At 39.3% G+C, this 19485-nt stretch carries 23 protein-coding genes and 1 pseudogene; 1 reads left to right on the top strand and 23 read right to left on the bottom strand.

Annotated features, from left to right (window positions below):
- Nucleotide 1: 1 nt before the first annotated feature.
- From ACIRUQ_RS02030 to ACIRUQ_RS01935, 20 genes and pseudogenes are all read right to left on the bottom strand, one after another.
- Nucleotides 2-1756 carry an ABC transporter ATP-binding protein gene (locus ACIRUQ_RS02030; RefSeq protein ID WP_021739679.1) on the bottom strand — a complete coding sequence of 585 codons (1755 nt, stop codon included), beginning with the start codon at nt 1754-1756 and terminating at the stop codon, nt 2-4.
- 179 nt (nt 1757-1935) lie between these two features.
- Nucleotides 1936-2565, bottom strand: coding sequence for a TetR/AcrR family transcriptional regulator (locus ACIRUQ_RS02025; protein ID WP_021739680.1), 630 nt, complete (start codon nt 2563-2565; stop codon nt 1936-1938).
- A 169-nt stretch (nt 2566-2734) separates the two neighbouring features.
- Nucleotides 2735-2869 carry a hypothetical protein gene (locus ACIRUQ_RS02020; protein WP_021739681.1) on the bottom strand — a complete coding sequence of 45 codons (135 nt, stop codon included), beginning with the start codon at nt 2867-2869 and terminating at the stop codon, nt 2735-2737.
- A gap of 2 nt (nt 2870-2871) precedes the next feature.
- Nucleotides 2872-3657, bottom strand: coding sequence for a hypothetical protein (locus tag ACIRUQ_RS02015; protein ID WP_021739682.1), 786 nt, complete (start codon nt 3655-3657; stop codon nt 2872-2874).
- Between the two features lie 25 nt (nt 3658-3682).
- On the bottom strand, nt 3683-4081 hold the full coding sequence (locus ACIRUQ_RS02010; RefSeq protein ID WP_021739683.1) for an acyl-CoA thioester hydrolase/BAAT C-terminal domain-containing protein: 399 nt from the start codon (nt 4079-4081) through the stop codon (nt 3683-3685).
- A gap of 25 nt (nt 4082-4106) precedes the next feature.
- Nucleotides 4107-4400, bottom strand: coding sequence for a hypothetical protein (locus ACIRUQ_RS02005; RefSeq protein ID WP_336302856.1), 294 nt, complete (start codon nt 4398-4400; stop codon nt 4107-4109).
- A gap of 504 nt (nt 4401-4904) precedes the next feature.
- Nucleotides 4905-5033: pseudogene (locus tag ACIRUQ_RS02000) on the bottom strand (antirestriction protein ArdA); the annotation flags it as partial.
- 60 nt (nt 5034-5093) lie between these two features.
- Nucleotides 5094-5294 carry an antirestriction protein ArdA gene (locus tag ACIRUQ_RS01995; protein WP_242831206.1) on the bottom strand — a complete coding sequence of 67 codons (201 nt, stop codon included), beginning with the start codon at nt 5292-5294 and terminating at the stop codon, nt 5094-5096.
- A gap of 35 nt (nt 5295-5329) precedes the next feature.
- On the bottom strand, nt 5330-5659 hold the full coding sequence (locus ACIRUQ_RS01990) for a type II toxin-antitoxin system RelE/ParE family toxin (RefSeq protein ID WP_055290947.1): 330 nt from the start codon (nt 5657-5659) through the stop codon (nt 5330-5332).
- The gene (locus ACIRUQ_RS01985; protein ID WP_044963956.1) at nt 5656-5964 is read right to left on the bottom strand and encodes a type II toxin-antitoxin system RelB/DinJ family antitoxin; all 309 of its coding nucleotides are present in this window, start codon (nt 5962-5964) and stop codon (nt 5656-5658) included. The genes ACIRUQ_RS01990 and ACIRUQ_RS01985 overlap by 4 nt, the downstream gene beginning before the upstream one ends.
- A gap of 79 nt (nt 5965-6043) precedes the next feature.
- Nucleotides 6044-6205: a hypothetical protein gene (locus ACIRUQ_RS01980; protein WP_021739690.1), complete on the bottom strand. Its 162-nt coding sequence runs from the start codon at nt 6203-6205 to the stop codon at nt 6044-6046.
- Between the two features lie 147 nt (nt 6206-6352).
- Complete coding sequence (locus tag ACIRUQ_RS01975; protein WP_021739691.1) at nt 6353-6526, bottom strand: hypothetical protein; 174 nt, start codon at nt 6524-6526, stop codon at nt 6353-6355.
- A complete protein-coding gene (locus ACIRUQ_RS01970; RefSeq protein WP_055290949.1) occupies nt 6495-6794 on the bottom strand; it encodes a hypothetical protein in 300 nt (99 codons plus the stop codon). The genes ACIRUQ_RS01975 and ACIRUQ_RS01970 overlap by 32 nt, the downstream gene beginning before the upstream one ends.
- A gap of 64 nt (nt 6795-6858) precedes the next feature.
- The gene (locus tag ACIRUQ_RS01965; RefSeq protein WP_021739693.1) at nt 6859-7038 is read right to left on the bottom strand and encodes a hypothetical protein; all 180 of its coding nucleotides are present in this window, start codon (nt 7036-7038) and stop codon (nt 6859-6861) included.
- Nucleotides 7039-7142: 104 nt separating this feature from the next.
- Nucleotides 7143-8117: a carbohydrate kinase gene (locus ACIRUQ_RS01960; protein WP_044963959.1), complete on the bottom strand. Its 975-nt coding sequence runs from the start codon at nt 8115-8117 to the stop codon at nt 7143-7145.
- A gap of 51 nt (nt 8118-8168) precedes the next feature.
- The gene (locus tag ACIRUQ_RS01955; RefSeq protein ID WP_021739695.1) at nt 8169-8408 is read right to left on the bottom strand and encodes a hypothetical protein; all 240 of its coding nucleotides are present in this window, start codon (nt 8406-8408) and stop codon (nt 8169-8171) included.
- Nucleotides 8409-8671: 263 nt separating this feature from the next.
- Nucleotides 8672-10156, bottom strand: coding sequence for a glycoside hydrolase family 32 protein (locus ACIRUQ_RS01950; protein WP_044963961.1), 1485 nt, complete (start codon nt 10154-10156; stop codon nt 8672-8674).
- 25 nt (nt 10157-10181) lie between these two features.
- Complete coding sequence (locus ACIRUQ_RS01945; RefSeq protein WP_341438385.1) at nt 10182-10397, bottom strand: hypothetical protein; 216 nt, start codon at nt 10395-10397, stop codon at nt 10182-10184.
- Between the two features lie 109 nt (nt 10398-10506).
- Nucleotides 10507-11859: a cell wall metabolism sensor histidine kinase WalK gene (locus ACIRUQ_RS01940; RefSeq protein ID WP_021739698.1), complete on the bottom strand. Its 1353-nt coding sequence runs from the start codon at nt 11857-11859 to the stop codon at nt 10507-10509.
- Nucleotides 11856-12530 carry a response regulator transcription factor gene (locus ACIRUQ_RS01935; protein WP_021739699.1) on the bottom strand — a complete coding sequence of 225 codons (675 nt, stop codon included), beginning with the start codon at nt 12528-12530 and terminating at the stop codon, nt 11856-11858. Before ACIRUQ_RS01935 ends, ACIRUQ_RS01940 begins: the two co-directional genes overlap by 4 nt.
- A gap of 149 nt (nt 12531-12679) precedes the next feature.
- Here ACIRUQ_RS01935 and ACIRUQ_RS01930 point away from each other — a divergent pair, with 149 nt between their 5' ends.
- Nucleotides 12680-13165: a hypothetical protein gene (locus ACIRUQ_RS01930; RefSeq protein ID WP_021739700.1), complete on the top strand. Its 486-nt coding sequence runs from the start codon at nt 12680-12682 to the stop codon at nt 13163-13165.
- A 384-nt stretch (nt 13166-13549) separates the two neighbouring features.
- Here ACIRUQ_RS01930 and ACIRUQ_RS01925 read toward each other — a convergent pair whose 3' ends face one another.
- The 3 genes from ACIRUQ_RS01925 to ACIRUQ_RS01915 form a co-directional block, all read right to left on the bottom strand.
- Nucleotides 13550-14773, bottom strand: coding sequence for an IS256 family transposase (locus ACIRUQ_RS01925; RefSeq protein ID WP_370808086.1), 1224 nt, complete (start codon nt 14771-14773; stop codon nt 13550-13552).
- A gap of 134 nt (nt 14774-14907) precedes the next feature.
- Entirely contained in the window at nt 14908-16566 is a 1659-nt protein-coding gene (locus ACIRUQ_RS01920) for an alpha-glucosidase (RefSeq protein WP_044962538.1), read from the bottom strand.
- A gap of 23 nt (nt 16567-16589) precedes the next feature.
- On the bottom strand, nt 16590-19454 hold the full coding sequence (locus ACIRUQ_RS01915; RefSeq protein WP_055289853.1) for a transporter substrate-binding domain-containing protein: 2865 nt from the start codon (nt 19452-19454) through the stop codon (nt 16590-16592).
- Nucleotides 19455-19485: the final 31 nt, after the last annotated feature.

The raw sequence follows: 19485 nt of genomic DNA, 5'->3' as shown, positions 1-19485 counted from the left end.
ATCATTCTCCCTCCTTCACCGTATCTTTTACAGAAATATGGGCATTCCACATTTCCTTATAAAGCGGGCATGACACCAGAAGTTCCTCATGTGTGCCATGTGCTGTTACATTTCCATCATTTACAACAAAGATCTGGTCACTGTCCTTAACAGTAGAAAGTCTGTGTGCGATTACGATCAGTGTCTTCCCTGCTACCAGTTTTGCGATAGAATTCTGCAGAATTGCCTCATTTTCCGGATCTGTGTAGGCAGTTGCCTCATCAAGGATCACGATCGAAGCATCCTTTAACATTGCTCTTGCAATGGAGATACGCTGCCTCTCGCCACCTGACAGATGTCCTCCTGCACCTCCTACAACCGTATCAAATCCATTCTCCAACTGCATGATAAATTCATAGCATCCACTTTTCTTTGTCACCTCGATGATCTGTTCATCTGTAGCATCCGTATTTCCCTGTCTGATATTTTCACGGACTGTTTCATTAAACAGATAATTGTCCTGTGCAACATATGCAATTTTCCGATTAAAATCTGCAAATGCCAGTTCTTTGACATCAACTCCACCGATTTTGATGCTTCCGGAATCCACATCCCACAGGGACGCAATCAGCTTTGCGATGGTCGACTTGCCGCTTCCGGAAGGTCCTACGATTGCATTTACCGTTCCTGCTTTCAGCTCCATAGTTACTCCGTGCAGGATTTCTTTGTCGTGATAACCAAATCTGACATCTTCAAGAGTAACGGAGTTATCTTTTGGAACACATTTACTTTTCTCTGGACGTTCCAGTTCCGGTTGTTCCAGAATTCCTGCCACTTCACCAACAATCACTCCGATCTTGCCAAGATCATCTGTATAGGAACCCACTGTGATCAACGGTCCAACGATTCCAAGTGATAAAATAATGCAGATGACAAAATCTGAAATCGCAAGTGTTCCATTGGCTACATAATGTGCCCCAAACGGCAATACCGTAAGAAGCGTATAAGGTGTGACCACCATCATCAGTCCATGAAAGATCGAGCACCGTTTCATCCAGGAAATAAAGGAATCTGCATAAGCCATAGCCGCCTTTGTAAATTTTGCATAAGAACTTTCTGTCTTTCCAAATGCCTTGATCACTTCGATTCCGTCAATATATTCCACTGCCGCATCATTCAGATCTTTTGTTGTCTGAACCGTTCTCTCGAAGCTTGGTTTATAATCCAGCATCATTCCAAAATAGGAAAGAAATCCCACTATAACCGGCACCAATGACCAGAGTGCCAATCTCCAGTCTGTCAGGAAGAAATAAATCAAAATCACAATCGGTGCCAGCAGATTGGACGTGAATTCCGGGACAATATGCGCCAGTGTTGTCTCGATACTGTCGATTCTTTCCACCATAATATTTTTAAATGTACCGGAAGGTGTGTCTTTCACATAGCCAAGAGGTACCCGCGCCAGCTTGTCACAGCAGGATTTTCTTATATTTGCAAGTACTGCAAACGTTGCTTTATGTGACAATGCTGTCGAAAGTGAATGAAGCAGTTCTGCAATGATAAACGATAATGCAATCAGAACCGCTTTTGCAAGATATATTTCAAACTCCTTTTCACCATTTAAAAACAGCTTTACTACATCTGCAATAATAAAATACGGCAAAATCTTAAAAATCACATTTCCTATTGCAAATAACACACTCCACACATAGGCAATTCTTTTTTGTCCGGCCCACGTCAGGATCCAGCTGACTGCCGACTTCTTTTTTTCTTTCACATCTTTTCACTCCTTACGTTCGTTTTATTATTTTACCTTCTATTAGTTCGCACTAACCAGTATATAATAAAATAGGTGGTCTACTGGCATCAACCACCTGATATTATTATCCTGTCTGAACTTTATTCAGAATTCCAGAACCTGCAACACACATAACCTATTCAGAATTCCTGCATCAGTTATACTGGAAATTCAATATTCCACAATCGTTCCCAGCCACCTGTATTAAATTCTTTCAGTTGATGTACATTTTTCTTTGCAGTCTCCCTGTCTATATCATGCTCAATGATTTGAAATACTGATGAAAAAAATCCCGTATAGATCATATGCATAAGGCTTTCCTCTACAATCGGTATTTTCACACCGTTCTCTTTCATCTTTTCCATATAATTCAAGCTGGACTTCATTTCCCGCTCTACCATATTGTGTATGAATAATTCAAATTTTCCACTGTCTCCGCATTTCAACAATAATCTGAAATTATCATAATGATCATAGATATAATCAACCATCTGCTCCATCCCATCACTGGATGTATCCGACATATTCCTTGTCTGATCACTGGCAGAAAGCTTTTCAAACTCCTCAACGATCTGGTCATAAATCTGATAAATATGTTCCATATAAGGATCCGTCAGTGCATCAAAAAGTGCCTCTTTCGTCGGATAATATTTGTAAAATGCGCCAGTAGTAAGCCCTGCATCTTTTACAATATTTCTTAAAGATGCTCCTGTCAAACCATCTTTCAGAAAATGTTTTCTGGCTGTATCTAATATGTTTTTCTGTGTATCTTCTGCTTTCGTCGACATTCTTTTCGTATCCTCTAAACTTCTTTTCAAAATATAACAGCGTTATATAACACTGTTATATTTTAACTCATTACAGGAATTTGTCAAGTCTTGGTGTTTCAATTTTTTTCCTCGTGTATTCAGTTTCCACTCCGCAGATGCTTTCTGCAGTTTTACAAGTCTGTTCTATTCAGACAGATTTTCTTTTGCAAGCTGATGTACCATATAACTCAATACTGGCAAAAGAATCTGATGATTTTAATTCTATATTCTTATCGGGTTTGGACTTCAATATATTTTCAGCAAGCTCATAAGCATTTTTCATAACTATTTTCCTCTATACCACATCGTAAATGCCAATTCCGGTAATCGGTCAGTCTCAATAATTGTTTCGAGCATTCTGGCAAATCCCTCCGGATTTTGAATTTGATACTGCATATGGTTGAATCCCTCAAAAACCGGAAAGTTACCGTATATATAAGTCTGCATCACTGCATTTCTGTATTTAAAATGTTCTTCTATACTTCCAAATTCCCAGAATGTATGTTTCTGCAATTCTTCTGATAGTTCTGAAAATGGCTTATCTTCCAAACTGTCTGTCAGCTGTCTTCTCAGATTTCCATACGTCAAGTTCTTTCCTGCCTCTATAAAATAAGGTTTAATTTTATCATCGTCACACCACATGATTCTCTTTAGTGTCTTTCCTTTTGACCAATATAAACTTTTCATTGCTATATATAAGAACGGAACCATGATTCTGCGTGTTGCCTTTCCAATCTGTGCAAACTGCCCGCCATCAAAAAAAACATGCTTTACCGGTATTTTTATCTCTGTCAGGAATGCCATGGCGAGATCTGCTCCAATCGAAGATGCAACTGCAAGTTCTATCTCTTTGATTCCATGATTTTCCAGAAATCGTACAATTTGCTGTATTTCATCTCTTTTACTTTGATATCTCTGCCCAGAGCAATACACGGTTGATGTTGGCATAATACAGTAATATTTTTCTTTCATTTTCTCTGCAACCGGCATACTACTTTCCCCAATTACTTCCATTGCATGGAAAAACAAGATAACTGGATTTGATTTATTTCCTATTGTTTTAAATACCATACTTATACCTTCTATCTATTTTAATCTATCTTTCTGTACTCTTCCATTCAGCAACAGCATTTCTCACCCGCTGGTCAATATCCATCCGTGCACTCTGACATTCTTTCGGATACTTTCTTGCCGCCTGAAATGCCAGTTTCATAAAGATTCCAGAACCAATTGGCAGCATCGTCTTTAACATACTCTCCGGAAAAACGAAATGGGTTCCATGCTCATAAATGACATAATCCAATCTGCATGTGTGTGAATGTTCTTTCATACGCTGCTTCATACGGCGCATATATTTTGCAGTATCCCACAACACATCATCTTCAGCACCAATTAACAATACTGTTCCATGGATTTTTTCAATCTTGATCATCTCGTCTTCTGTGATTGGGTGAGCCTTTTCAGAATCATCAAATAGTTTTCTTGAATTGATCATATCACCGGTTCGTTTTGTTTCTTTTTCAATCGGATGCCCCGACAATTCCTATCCTCTGATTACCATGTGTTTTTAACCAACTGATTGCTTTCTCTATACGTTCCAGTGGATAATTATGATGTCCATAATCCTTTTTTGCCGGTGACATCGTCATCACATTCACACCAAATTTATGTAACCATTTTACGGATGTTCGTGCCAGATAATCTTCCGAATCATCTCCGATCATTGCAATCATTGCACAGTCTGAATCGGTTTTACATTTCCAATATGCACCATAAAGTCCATCTGTTTCCATTTCAAAATGTCTTTTCTGCATCTGCATCATCTCCTTAATATCGGCCACGTTTCTCCAAAACTATTATTTTATTTGAGATATTCCGAACAGCCGGAATCTTACCTATTACACAATAAACAGGCATAACCAGTTTCTGCAAATAAGACCGCATACAAGGATCCAATCACACCTGCACCATAAATCAATATTTTCATAGAAATCCGTCCTCTTTTTCATTTTTAAAAAAACTGCCAGTGTTCATGTTAGCAATATCTAACTCTCATTTTCTAAAAAACCGTGTGAAAACAAAACTGTAATTCCACACGGTTTCTTTTCTTATGCATTCAGTATATCACTTTTACCTGGTTAATCAACCAAATTTTGTTTTCATAATATTTAAAATTTTATGTTCATGCGCATTATATTCACTGCACTTGGAATGCAATTTATCCCCTCATCTGGTCATTAAAATAATAATTTACATACAATCAAACTTCTTCCGAAGATATATTCTAATCAGTATGATTCCCATATTGACAAACACAAATACTCTGCATTTAAGCCGATACGTTCTGTAATCACTTCTTCGTTCAACGGAAAAGAGAACCAGTCCCCGACCAGTTCTCCCTCATTGTATTTGCCAAGATTGGCTATATAGACTTGCATATCATCAATCATAAGCGCTTCTCTTCCTTTCGGTTGTAATCATAAAATCTGCCATAAGGACTACCACCATCAGAGCTTGAACATACCGTTGTTGCAGACAGCATAACGTCCTTTTTCTTCCAGCTCATGGGCGTAGGCTTCCAGATTAAAGTATTTCTTTCTTTTTTCAGAAAGAGCAGAAAATTCAATGTTATGCTCCAAGCGGTAATGAGCAACGTCCATGATGTTGTGGCACTCTGGATAAAACAGAAATTCTTCGGATTTCTGCAATAAATCCTTTATACCGCCACAATAGGGAATATCCTTTATTGCTTTGTATGGAGATTTAACTGATTGTCTATGTCCCGTCCGGCATACATTACTCTAAGTATTGTTACAACTTTTTTATCGCTGTCTGGAATATAAAGTACCACATAATTGTCTACTGGTAATACACGAAGTCCACGGCTTTTCCACGGTTCTTTTTCATATTTTCGATAACGCTCCGGCATCGTATCCAGACTTAATATCTGTTCTTCCAGACGGTCAAGCTGTCCGCTTGCATTTTCCGGCGATTGCAATTCAAAAGCAATATATTCAAAAATCCCTCTCAAATCACTGTCAGCCTGTTCGGATAATTCTACTTCATATATCATAGGCCATAATCCTTGCGAATGTCAGCAAATGCTTTCTTCGCATTTTTTGTCCGTCCAGCCTGCATATCCGCATATCCTTTCTCCAATTCTTCATTGAACTCTACTTCTGATAATGTGCTGATATCAACAGGTCTGGCAGATGGTATTTTTACTTCAAACGGCAGTCCTCTCTGTAAGATAATCTGTTTATAAAACATATTGATAGCACTGGAAGCAGGGATACCAAGTGCAGACAGGATACTTTCTGCTTTTTCTTTGACATCTGGTTCAATCCTTGCATATAAATTTGCTGATTTTGTAGCCATATAAAACATCTCCTTTCGTGAGTAGTATTTCCATCTATCTTTATTATATGCAAATGTCCGCACAATAGCAATACTAATTTTATGTTCCAATAATCTTATTGAATAACTGTAACAATACATCTTTTACGCCGGACGCATTGAATACAAGACCAACGGCTACTAAGGCAACTACCAAGAATCCGATGCGTTTGGAAAACTCACGCTTGAATCCCAAGTAGATACCGATAACAACAATCGCCATCAGGCCGAGAAATATTTCTCATTCCGCCTACTGCTATTTCATGTTCACATATAATAATGAGGTCGCATTCCACGACCTCATCACCTTCCTTTAAATATAAATAACTCCCTTTCGTTTTACTGTTATTTTTCTTCAGAATTAAACAGTTCACTTAAGGTTTCCGCATCTTCCTGGACCTGCATTTTGTCCGGATTCTCCTTTTGCATATCGTCCTTCCAGAAATGCCTGAGCTTTCTCTTCTGTTGTCATCTGTGACACATTCTCATCACTCAGTACATTTCCATCACTGTCAAACCATGTCCAACCATCTGCATAATCCATCTGAAATTTCAGTATCCTCTGATCCTATGGTCCCTGAATAAGTTCCATCTTCATTTTGATAGATTCCTACTGCCCCTGCTTCTACTTCATATGGGAAATAATCTGTATTGTCAGAAGTTGCTGCTACCATTGCCGCATTGCCAGAAGAGGCCTTTTGATTTTCCTGTGCACCGTACCCTGCTGCTCCTGGATTTATAATAACCGGTGCTGTAGATGCAGTATAGGTCTGTCCGTTTGCATTCGTAATTTTGGCACTATCGTCAATCACGAGCTGTCCATTTACTTCTTGTCCAAAATTGGACTATCCGCTCTTAGGCACTTCTATTCTCCACTTAATCATTTTCTTCTCCTAATGGAACTTCCCGGATAATATATTCGGTATCGCCATAAAAGCCATACTCATTACGCAATCTATGACGTTCCACATATCCATGATGCTCTAATTCCTTAATTGCAGAACGAACAGAATCAATCCCATGAGTGCTAATTATTTTGTGAACACTACAAGCCATGCAAAATGGTGAAAAAAGACACCCTGCAAATTACTTGCAAAGGCGTCCATTTTCATTAGTTATCTGCCAGATCGTTTACTGAAATTCTGACTACTCTATCACTGTTATTCTGGAAAAAGGCGGATTGCCAACAGATTCTCAATTTCATCTCTGGTTGGCATTACACGCAGTGCCCCTTTTCTTGTTGTAATCACAGATGCAGCCGCATTTGCAAAAGTCAGCATTTCCCTCAGGTTTTCTTCTTCTAAACTTTCCATTCCGTGTTCACAGATATAATGTAATACACAACCACAAAATGTATCTCCTGCTCCTGTCGTCTCAATTGTATTTTTCTGAAGGAACGATTTTACTTCTACCATCATTTCGTTATAATATGCACGGCTTCCTTCTTTACCCATAGATACAAGGATCAGCGGAATCTGATATCTTTCTCTGATCCAGTTTACCCCCGCAGTATAGTCTTCTTCTCCTGTCAGCCACTGGATTTCATTGTCTGAAATTTTCAGGATCTGACAATGTGCTAATCCATATAATACCTGTTCCTTCGCCTCATCCAAAGAATTCCACAGTGGAGGTCGTAAATTAGGATCGAAAGAAACAATCGCACCGGATTCTTCTGCAATACGGATTGCTTCTTTTGTTGCTTCGCGCACTTCTTCATGAGTCATAGACAATGTTCCGAAATGGAAGATTTTCGTTTCTTTAATAATGTCTTCACAAATTTCTTCTTTGTTCAGCTTCATATCCGCTCCCGGGTTACGATAAAACGAAAAATCTCTGTCTCCATCCGGATAAGTATGTACCATAGCAAGTGTCGTATGGATTTCCTTATCTGTACATAATCCATCTGCATTAATCCCTACTTCTGTTATCGCATCTTTCAGCTGTTCTCCGAAAAAATCTTCTCCTACTTTTCCGATAAATGCCGTTTTATGTCCGAGTTTCGTCAGCATTGCAAGTACATTGCATGGTGCTCCTCCCGGATTTGCCTCAAAAAGCGGATTTCCCTGATTACTTTTTCCATTTTCTGTGAAATCAATTAACAATTCTCCAAGTGCCACTACATCATATTTTTTCATAAAATTCTCCATTCTGCCTTCAAAAATGACATTGATTTTTTCATAAAATTCCTATTTTTTCACACACCATCTATACTGATAAGGATTCATCCATACCGAATTCATCTCCAGTTTTTCTCCTGTAAATAAATCCTCATATTCACCTTCCAGACAATTCAGCCATGCATTTTGTCCATATTCTGAAAAATTAGCCAGACAGATTAATTCTTCATAACATTGTTCATTATAATATAACTGCAAATATTTTTCATGCAGTTCCTTCTCATATCTTTTTCTTCTTTCCTCTATCATCAATACCCTATGCCCCTATACTGCAAAGAGGGATTCCCGTTTTAGGAATCCCCCTATCTTTATCCATGCGTCGTAAAGCGGACATTCGCAATCCGCTTTCGCTACTTGTTCATGAACGCAGTCGCTTTGCGACCTGTCAGTGGGCGCTTTTAACTCCCACTGACATAAGCATCCCATTACCCACCGCTTAATGCTCTATGCACTTGAAGCGGGGAAATGCTTATTCTGCGTTCAAACTCCATGCAAGTTTTATCATGTATTTCCTAAACCAGATCGTATTTCACTACATCTATTTTAGCTGCACCTTCAGCAGAAAATGAAATTCCTTTTGCCTCTTGTTCTGTAAATAAAACAGCCGACATAACCTGCTCGCCATCATTAATAAATATCTCTACGCTAAATCTATCCAAAATTACACGAAGCTTTAATTCATTGGCATCTCCATGTATCAGACATCTTCTCTGATGAACCAATGCTCGTTCAGTTCCTGAAAATTTTCTGTCAATTTTCAGGACAGACTCATCCGGGCGGAAGCACAATTCTGTATGAAACCTCTGATTCTGTGCAAAACGTAATGCGAATTTCTTATAGGCATTTTCCTTATCCTTCGGACGTATCACAAGTTCCATATCTATGGTTCGTCCTTCGATTTTGTCTAATGTGATCACATCATTATCTATTACTATATCATTGTACTCAACTCTGTCTTTACGCATTGCATCGAGTTCTCTAATCGGAGTCTGATAAAGTCTTCCGTTTTTCACAGACAATTCTCTCGGCAGGCTCATTTGTGCAAACCATTTTGAATCGCTACAACGATGAGCAATCGTATCCCAGTTCTGCATCCAGGCAATCATAATTCTACGGCCATCCGGTGCAAGCAACGTCTGCATTGCATAATAATCTATTCCATAATCGACACTTTGTACTGTTTCTTCTTTTAAGGTATATGTCTCCGGATCCATCTCTCCGATGATACATAATGTCCCATTTCCATTATGGAACTCCAGTCCTTCCGGCAACATGTCCTGTGGACTTGTCAGAAGAACATGTTTTCCACCTAATTCGAAAAAGTCCGGGCACTCCCACATCTTTCCATAACGTTTTTTATTTTCTGCCAGAACACTGACAAATTCCCATTCGAATCCATCTGCACTTCTGTAAAGAAGAATCTGTCCGCTTCCATCTGCCGGACGGCTTCCAATTACGCAATAAAAATACCCATCTTTTTCTTTCCAGATCTTGGGATCCCGGAAATCCACTTTACTTGCACCTTCCGGAAGATCTTTGGCTGTCAGAACCGGATTCTTCTCATATTTCTTATAATCTTTTCCATCGCCAACAGCCACTGCCTGTGTCTGAATATCCCTTACAGTTCCATCTTCCATTTTCTCCTGATCCACTGCAGTATAGATGAGCAACTGTCTGCCGTCTCCTAACTCTGTTGCACTTCCCGAAAAGCATCCAATTTTATCATAATCTTCATCCGGTGCCAAAGCTGCCGGAAGATATTTCCAGTGAAGCAGATCTTTACTAACCACATGACCCCAATGCATACTGTTCCAGTGTGTATCGTATGGATAATACTGATAAAAAAGATGGTACTCTCCCTGATAGTATGAAAAACCATTCGGATCATTCATCCATCCGACATATGGGCTCACATGAAAAGCCGGTCTGTCTTCTGCTTTTATCTGCTTTCCCTGTTCATCTTCATATTTTCTAGCCTTTTCTAACATTTCACTCATGCAAATTCTCCTGTTGTTCGTATCGTTATTTTTCTTCACTCAATGACTCCTGATACTGATCAAAGTATTTCTGTTTAATTGAAAGATAATTAGAAAGTCCATACTGTTCCATTTTCTTCAAATAGGAATCCCACTCTTTTTCAATTCCGCCATGCAGAATCCCGTCTGCTTTCTTCTGCTCTGCATATTTTTTAATATCTGTATCATACTGAGATACTTTATTGGTATCATCAATGCTCATAAAAACGTTTGGATAAACATACTTGCTGTTCATATCCTGTAGATAAGTTTCATGCATATTGTCTAAACGCCATTTTGCATCTTCTGGCTGTATATACAGTGATAACTCCTTATATTTTCGGAAATCGGAAAATAAAACTCGTTCCGATACCTTCGATACTTTCGACGTGAATGGTTCCATTGTGGAGGTTTACAATCCAGCGCACCATAGAAAGGCCGAGACCGGTACCGCCATTTTCTCTGGAACGGCTTTTGTCTATGCGATAGAAACGCTCCCAGATTTTGTCCAGGTGTTCCACACTTATTCCAATACCATCATCTTTCACTTCACCGACAATCTGGTCATTTTCGACCTTCAGGATAACATGAATATGTCCATTTGTTTTTCCGTAATTGATGGCATTGGTTATTAAATTCATCATCATACGCAAAATCAATGTCTGGTCGCCGTTCATAAATAAGTCGTCCTGCTTTTGCAGGATAATCTCAATATTTTTTTCCTGTGCTTTTGTCTGCAGTTCTTCTATTACAAGTTCGCTTAATAATCCAAAATCCAGTTTTTCCATCAGATGCTGCTCACCCTGTTCGTTTCTGGCGATCATTAACATTTCGCTTGTCAGCTTTGACATTCGTTTTGCCTGCCTTAAGATAACTGCAATCTCTTCCTTATCTTCCGCAGATAAGTTTTCATTTTCCAATAAGTACTCACACTGGGAAATGATAACAGCAACGGGAGTACGCAGTTCATGGGATACGTCTGATGTGAATTGACGCTCCTTCTCAAACGAAAGTTCCAATCGCTCGAACATTTCGTTAAATTTCTCCGACAATTCGTATAATTCATCTTTTGCTTTTGGCAGAGACAATCGTTTGGAAAGATCTTTTCCATTGCTGATGTTTTCAACTTCATCGCAGATAAGATCCACCTGTCTCAATGCCCGCTTGATCATAAAATATCCGATGACCCCGATCAGAATAATAAGTACTGGAAATACAATCAACAGCATTTTCTTGGATGTCTGCATGAAAAGTTCTATAGAATGTACAGAGGTAATTCCTCGTACCCATATTTCGTCATCATCACCGTAAGTGTAAACGCTGTCATATATCATCCATTTTCGATTTGATTCGCTTATCGTTCGCGGTGTATTCGACATGAGGATAGTTTCTTCTGGAAATTGGGCTGGAATCGTTCCATAAAGTAATCGTCCGTTTTTGTCATAAATACAAAACATAATACCGTTATCGTAAAATTTAGTATCCACGTCAAGATAAAAGGAATCATCCTGAAAATTAATATTTGAAGAGAATCCGGTCACTGCGGCACTGATTTCTTCTTCTGTTGCAGAAATTCCAACCCTATCCACAAAAAGAAGGATGAGAACTAGAATAGTCCCAAGAACTACGACGATGATTCCGGTGTACCATAGCGTAATTTTTTTCTTGATCGTCATCTGTTTCATTCGTTTTCCCTCATTACATATCCGACACCGCGAACAGTGTGGATGAGTTTTTGTTCATATTGTGCATCGATTTTTTTTCGCAAATAGCGAATGTATACGTCGATCACATTGGAACCGCCTTCAAAATCAAAGTTCCACGCATTCTGTTCAATCTGCAGTCTTGTCATTACGATATTTTTGTTACGCATAAGACATTCCAGAACCATAAATTCTTTTGCAGAAAGATCAATTTCATTTCCGGCTCTTGTAACCTTTCTTGTATCACGATCCAGAATAAGATCTGCTATTTTTAGTTGATTTGATGTAAATTGTGGCTTTCTACGCATCATGACACGGATTCTTGCAAGCAGTTCTTCAAATGCAAATGGTTTGATCAGGTAATCATCGGCACCAAGATCCAGTCCTTTGACGCGGTCTTCAATGCTGTCTTTTGCTGTCAGTAACAGAACCGGTGTATCATCTTCTCGTCGCCTTAATTCTCTTAAGATTTCATATCCATCCTTTCCCGGCAACATGATATCAAGAATAATACCATCGTAGGAAGTCATATCGATATGATCCATCGCTTCCAGACCATCCCCACAGGCATCTACACTGTAATGTTCCTTGACCAGCCTTTTTTTGACAATGTTTCTTAAATCATTCTCGTCTTCTACAATCAGTAATCTCATAATGTAATTATTATAATACCAATCGTTTTCGGTTGCTAGAATCCTTTTTTTGAAATTATTGTTTGTTTTAATCTTTTTTTAATCTTCCCCCTATATGATACATATAACAGCAAAAACAAAACACTCAAGAGCCGAAAGGAGAACATGTTATGAAAAAATTATTAGTAGTTTTATTATCCCTCACATTAATATTTGCTTTTACAGGATGCACCTCATCCAATAATGAAGCTGCAGAAGATATAGAAATTAAGACACAGGAAGTTGTAACATCAAATACAGATGACGATGATGATAACATCAGTAACACAGAAAACGCAGTAGAGAATGTGAACGAAAAGGATTATGATTTCTCTTCTTATGAAAACAATATCCGTAATATAACAAAAAGTGTAAACAATGCAAAAACATCTACAAATGCATCTGAGAATCACGAACAATTCTACGCTTTGAAAAAACAGATAGACGCAGTTGATGACGAACTGGATAAACTTGATGATGAATTTGAGTATGCTTACCAGATGAAAGAGATTAGCTTCGAGATATACAAAGCGAGGGAACGCGCGATTGAAAAACTGGAAGATGAACTGGAATTAGCAGAAGAAGCGCTGGAAAACAAATACGGCATTGATGATTAATTCCATCTGGGCTACAAGAATTCTATCTATTCTCCGCTTCCGGGTATTGTGGAAAACAGTTTTCGTTAAAGCAACAAAAAATCAATAGTTTTTGGATTATAGGCCTAAAACTATTGATTTTTTTGCTTTTATGGGAACAAAAGTTAACTTACTAACTGTTTCTGCGTGAATCAATATTGGTAGTGTAAATTATTCTGTGTAAACCTCTCAGATTGATGATAAAATCATAGGTTTATAGAATACAAAAATATAATGTAATGGGCTGAATGGCATACTTTGCTGTTCAGCCTGTTGTTTATTTAGTAGCATGGATTCTATGGCATGTCAAGGGCGCCCGAGAAAATCGGGCGTTTATTTACCCTTGATATGCGATTGAATCTGTGCTTAATCGATATCCTCTGGCTGGATCCGATCCCCAAAATAGATGCATAACTGATCCAGTGTCAGACCCCAGTCCCAAGCCTTTCCGGTCCATTTTTTTGTGGCATCCATCATTGCCAGATAGAGCATCTTGAAAAGTGCATCATCGGTCGGAAAAATAGTCTTGGATTTCGTAACCTTGCGTAGCTGGCGGTTAAAATTTTCGATGGAATTTGTAGTGTATATTAATTTACGTATCTCAGATGGATATTTAAAATATGTGGATAATTGTGTCCAGTTATTTCTCCAGGATCCAATGGAAGCAGGGTATTTTTTGCCCCATTTTTCTTCCAGATCTTCCAAGGCTGTGAGTGCAAGATCTTCTGTATCAGCTTTGTAAACCAGCTTTAAATCCGCCATAAATGGTTTTAAATCTTTGTAAGAGATAAATTTTGTAGAATAACGAATCTGATGCACAATACACCTTTGGATCTCCGCCTGTGGGAATACTGCATGAATCGCATCCCCGAATCCGGTCAATCCATCCACAGATACGATCATGATATCCTCTACACCTCGGTTTTTTATCTCGTTGAGGACGGACAACCAGTATTTTGCACTTTCATTTCCTCCTACCCACATGCCGAGGACCTCACGTTTTCCGTTCAGTTTAACACCTATAGCAACGTAAACTGCCTTTTTTACCGTTCGATTGTCCTCCCGAACATGGAAATGTACCGCATCCATAAAAACAATGGCATATTTTCTTTCCAGCGGCCGGTTTTGCCATTCTTTTGCGATAGGAAGGATTCGATCTGTCATATGTGATATCATTTCTGCGGATGCATCCACACCATAAACATCTTTGAGATGAGCGGAGATATCTCTTGTCGTCATTCCTTTTGCATACATAGAAAGTACCTGATCTTCAATGTTTGAGATATCTGTCTGATTCTTTTTCACAATCTGCGGTTCAAAATCTCCCTTTCGATCTCGTGGTATATCCAGATCGATCGTTCCCATTGAAGAGGTGACAGTTTTAGGACTATAACCATTGCGGCTATCGTCTGTCTCTTTGTTCTTGTAGTCATACTTGGAATATCCAAGGTGATCATCCATTTCAGCTTCTAACATACCTTGCAGCGTTTCGCCTAACAGGTCTTTCAGCATGTCCTGGATATCCTGAGCATCCTTTGGTTGATAGTGTTCCAACAAGCTGTTGATGAACGCTTTGCGTTCTGGATCCATTTTTCTTCTTCGTGCCATAAAAAAATCCTCCTGAATTGATATTTATTTTAACATCAATCCAAGAGGATATATAGCTCTTTTAGAGTTTACACAGAATTAATTACAGTCTCTCAATATTTTTTCTGAATCCGTTGCTATTTGTAGAGAATCACTCTTGTCTCGTATGGCTGCAAAGCTCCTGCTACATGGTTTTTGTAGTTTGTGATCAACTCTTCGCCTTCGTTTTCTTCGAACAGTTCGCATGAGACTTCCTTATTTGTAAAGTTGCATGCTACCACCAGTTTTTCGTTTCCAAGCGTTCTCTCATATGCATAGATATCATCATTATCTTCCAGCAGTCCGTGGAATACTCCTTCCACGATCACTTCATACTGGTGACGCAGCCGGATCAGTTTCTGATAGTAGTAGAATACACTATCCTTGTCTTCCAGTGCTGCTTTTGCATTAATCTGTGTATAATTTTTGTTTACACTGATCCAGGGGGTTCCCGTAGTAAATCCTGCATTTGCGCTGTCATCCCACTGCATTGGTGTTCTGGCATTGTCACGGCTGATCATCTTCAGGCAGTTCAACATTTCTTCTTCTGTCATCAGCCCGCTTTCTGTATACTCTTTGTACGCATTGATCGCTTCGATGTCTCTGTAATCACTGATCGATTTGAAATATGCATTTGTCATACCTATTTCTTCTCCCTGATAAATATATGGAGATCCTTTTAACATATGCAGACAAGTTGCGATCATCTTTGCAGATATTTCCCGGTACATCGGACTGTCATCACCAAATCGGGATACCGCACGGGGCTGATCGTGATTATCCCAATACAAACTGTTCCATGCTTTTCCTTCCAGTTCAGTCTGCCATTTGTTCATGACAGCACGCACTTTTTTCATCTCCGGTTTTCTGGTTGTCCATTTACCATATTTGCCGTCTGTGGTTCCCATATGTTCAAACTGAAACACCATGTTCAGTTCGCTTCCATCCAGATTCGCATATTTCTTTGCTTCTTCCGTTGTAACACCCGGCGTTTCACCAACAGTGATCAGATCAAATCTGGAAAGTACACGTTTGTTCATTTCCTGCAGATATTCATGTACATGGGGACCGTTACATACATATGGAGACATATCACCATGCAGACCATCCTTGATTTCTCCGTCCGGATATGCAGGGTCTTTGGAAATCATACTGATAACATCCATGCGGAATCCGTCTACTCCTTTTTCACACCACCAGGTCATCATGCGAAATACTTCGTCACGTACTGCCGGGTTCTCCCAGTTAAGATCCGGCTGCTTTTTGGAGAAACAATGCAGATAGTACATGCCGGTTGTCTCATCAAACTGCCATGCGGAACCACCAAAACATGCTCCCCAGTTTGTCGGCTCTTTGCCGTCTTTCGGATCTTTCCAGATATAATAATCGCGGTATGGATTATCTTTCGATTTTTTACTTTCCAGAAACCATCTGTGCTCATCGGAGCTGTGATTTACTACCAGATCCATCACCAGTTTGATACCGCGTTTATGCATCTCTGTGATCATCCGGTCAAAATCTTCCATTGTTCCGAAATCAGTCATGATATCCTGATAATCAGAAATATCATATCCATTATCATCGTTCGGTGATTTATAAATCGGGGACAGCCAGATTACATCCACACCCAGTTTCTTCAGATAATCCAGATGTTCCGTAATACCGTTCAGATCACCGATGCCGTCTCCGTTACTATCCGCAAAACTTCTTGGATAGATCTGATAAATCACACTGCTTTTCCACCATGCTTTACTCATCTTAGTTCCTTCCTCTCTTATGCTCAATTTTCTTGTTGCCTTATCATTTCTGCTAATATCGACAGCAGCTTATCAACCTGGATCGGCTTTGCGATATGCCCATTCATTCCGGCTGCAATAGCAGCCCGCTTATCTTCTTCGAATGCATTTGCTGTCATTGCAATGATCGGTATGCATGCTTTCTCCTGATCTGACAGGTTCCTGATCGTCTGTGTAGCTTTGTAACCGTCCATTTTTGGCATCTGGATATCCATGAGGATGATATCATAGGTTCCCGCCGGCATTTCCGTTATCCTGCTTATACACTGAAGACCATCCTCCACACGTTCGACCTTAAGACCGGCACGCTCAAGTATTACCGCTGCAATCTCTGCATTCAGATCATTGTCCTCTGCCAAAAGAATACTCCTGTCTTTAAGGATTTCTCTGCTTATCCCAGACTCTTCAAGATGCTTTTTCACATAATAGCTTTCATCCGCTATTTTGTGTTTCAGTGTTACCGTAAAGGTACTGCCTTTTCCAAGCTCACTCTCTACCTCTATTGTTCCACCGAGCAGATCTACATATTTCTTTACAATCGACATTCCCAGTCCGGTTCCCGCGATTTTGCTCTTTGTGGTATTCTGCTCACGCGTGAACGCTTCGAAAATCTCTGTCAGGAAATCTTCACTCATGCCTATTCCGGTATCGCTTACTCTGTTTCTCACTATTATATACCCAGGCTCGTTGCATGGCAATTCCTCTACACTCATTATAACAGAACCACCGGGTGGCGTATATTTTATGGCATTGCCCAGAATATTGACAAATATTTCTTTTACTTTGGTCGTATCTGTCAATATATGCTCATGTTCTACATTTATCGTGTAATGAAGTGCAAGATTCTTTTTCTTTGCTTCATCTTCAAATATTTCAAACAAAGACTGCCGGATAGCTCCAAGCCTGCCATAATTCTCATTGATCTCCATCTTTCCGCTCTCAATCTTGGCCATATCAAGTACATTATTTATAATTGACAGAAGAAGATTGCCGGACTGCTTCAGTTTTTCCAAGTGTTCTGAAGTTTCAGGCATATCCTTTCCTTTTAGTTCATCCTCCATAAGCTGTGCATAACCCAGAATCACATTCATAGGAGTACGGATGTCATGTGACATATTGTTAAGAAAACGGGTCTTTGCAAGACTGGCATCCTCCGCTTTTTTCAGAGCGATTTCCAGTTTGTCATTCAGTTTTTGTGTATCATTTGCCGCAAGCTTTGCGGCAGCTTCTGCCTTCCTTGCCTTCCGTAAAAATACGAGGATTATAGCAATGATGCTTAGTCCAAAAAATCCTGCCGTGGCAAAAAAAGCAAGCATGTTGTCTTTTACAAAATCATAAAAAGTCACCTTATCTGCCGTACTGTCATAGATAGCAAGTGTACTTGTAAGCATATCAGAAGGCATCGTCTTCAAAGTTTTATTCAGTATCGACAAAAGGGTTCCCTCTCCACCTCTTACTGCAAAGCATGCTTCCATTGTTTTTGTAAGTGGAATACTCTTGAAATCTCGATTGTTATCATATTTCAGCGCCTGACTGGTTCCCATAAGAAAACAGTCTGCTTTTTGATGAAGAACCATATCTGTCGCATCAGCAAGCGAATCGCAATCTATCAGTTTCCAGTTGGGATAACTGAACGCAATATGCTGTTTTAAAGCTTCGTGTTCCTTTACCACAGCTACCGAATACGCCTCGTTCTCATTGAAATATTTTTCATCCGTTACCGCCATCAGGCTGTAGGTCCAGGCTGTGTTTGTAAGTGTATAACCTTTTTTTTCTGCAAGATCAGGATTTCTGCCAACATAAAAAATCATGTCAATTTCATGATCCTGCAGTGCCCGAAGCATTTCGTTGTAATCATCATATTCCTGTATACCAAATTTCAGTCTCTGATTACCCAGACAGTCTTTTGCATACGAGATATATTCTGCCAGCATACCGTTAAGTTTTCCAGTCTCTTCATCCATGGAAAAGATTGCCGGATCATTGTTCAAAAAACCGATCCGAATACTGCCATGTTCTTCCAGCCATAATTTTTCTTCACCGGTAAGACTCTGATTATAAGCAAGCGTAAAATACTTCTTATACAGGTCTGCCTTAAAAAAAGGACTATCCTGTTCCAGCTGGCGCATCGCATAATCCAGTTCCGTCTTGATATCGCTGCGCTCTTTATTTATTGCAAAATAGATGCCTGACTTGCCAATCGTAGTAACAGATGATATTCCCTGTTCAGACCAAAGGGATTCCTCCAGAGATACAAAACAATCGATCTCATGATTCGCTAATTTTTTTTCAACATCATCATCATTATTCACATTTACATGTTCTGTATGTATGCCATTCTTATTTTCCCATTCTGTCAGCATGATTTCAGGTTCTGTATCCATAAGTACACCGACACGTTTCCCATCCATAAACTTGAAATCATACGTTCCAATATCCAGATTCGATAAATCAGCATAAAGGATATACTTTTCCTCACCCATCGGTTCCTCCGGAAAAAGCATCTTTTGTGCACGTTCATCGGTATAAGAGATATCCCCCATGATATCAATCTCACCGTTTTCAAGCTTATCAAAACAGTTGGACCAGTCACATTTCACATACTCAAATTTCCATCCGGTATAGCCTGCCAGAGCCTGCATGAGCTCGTACCCATATCCTTGTCTGACACCGTTTTTACCGACATAATTAAAAGTATCCTCAAATGAACCGACACGAATGGTCTGTGGCTGTTTTTCATCCTTATTCGTTTCAGCAGCCTGGCAGTATACTGATAACATCATCCACATTCCCAGGATCACAAATATACATGCAAATAGTACAGCTGATGTTTTTCTACTTTTATTCATTCTTCTTTCCTGATTTTTTTGTATTTTTCCT

The sequence above is a fragment of the Eubacterium ramulus genome, from assembly GCF_045002895.1.
In the GTDB taxonomy this organism is placed as follows: Bacteria; Bacillota; Clostridia; order Lachnospirales; family Lachnospiraceae; genus Eubacterium_I; species Eubacterium_I ramulus.
The sequence above is the reverse complement of the archived record's forward strand: the minus strand, read 5'-3'. Positions and strand labels throughout refer to the sequence as shown.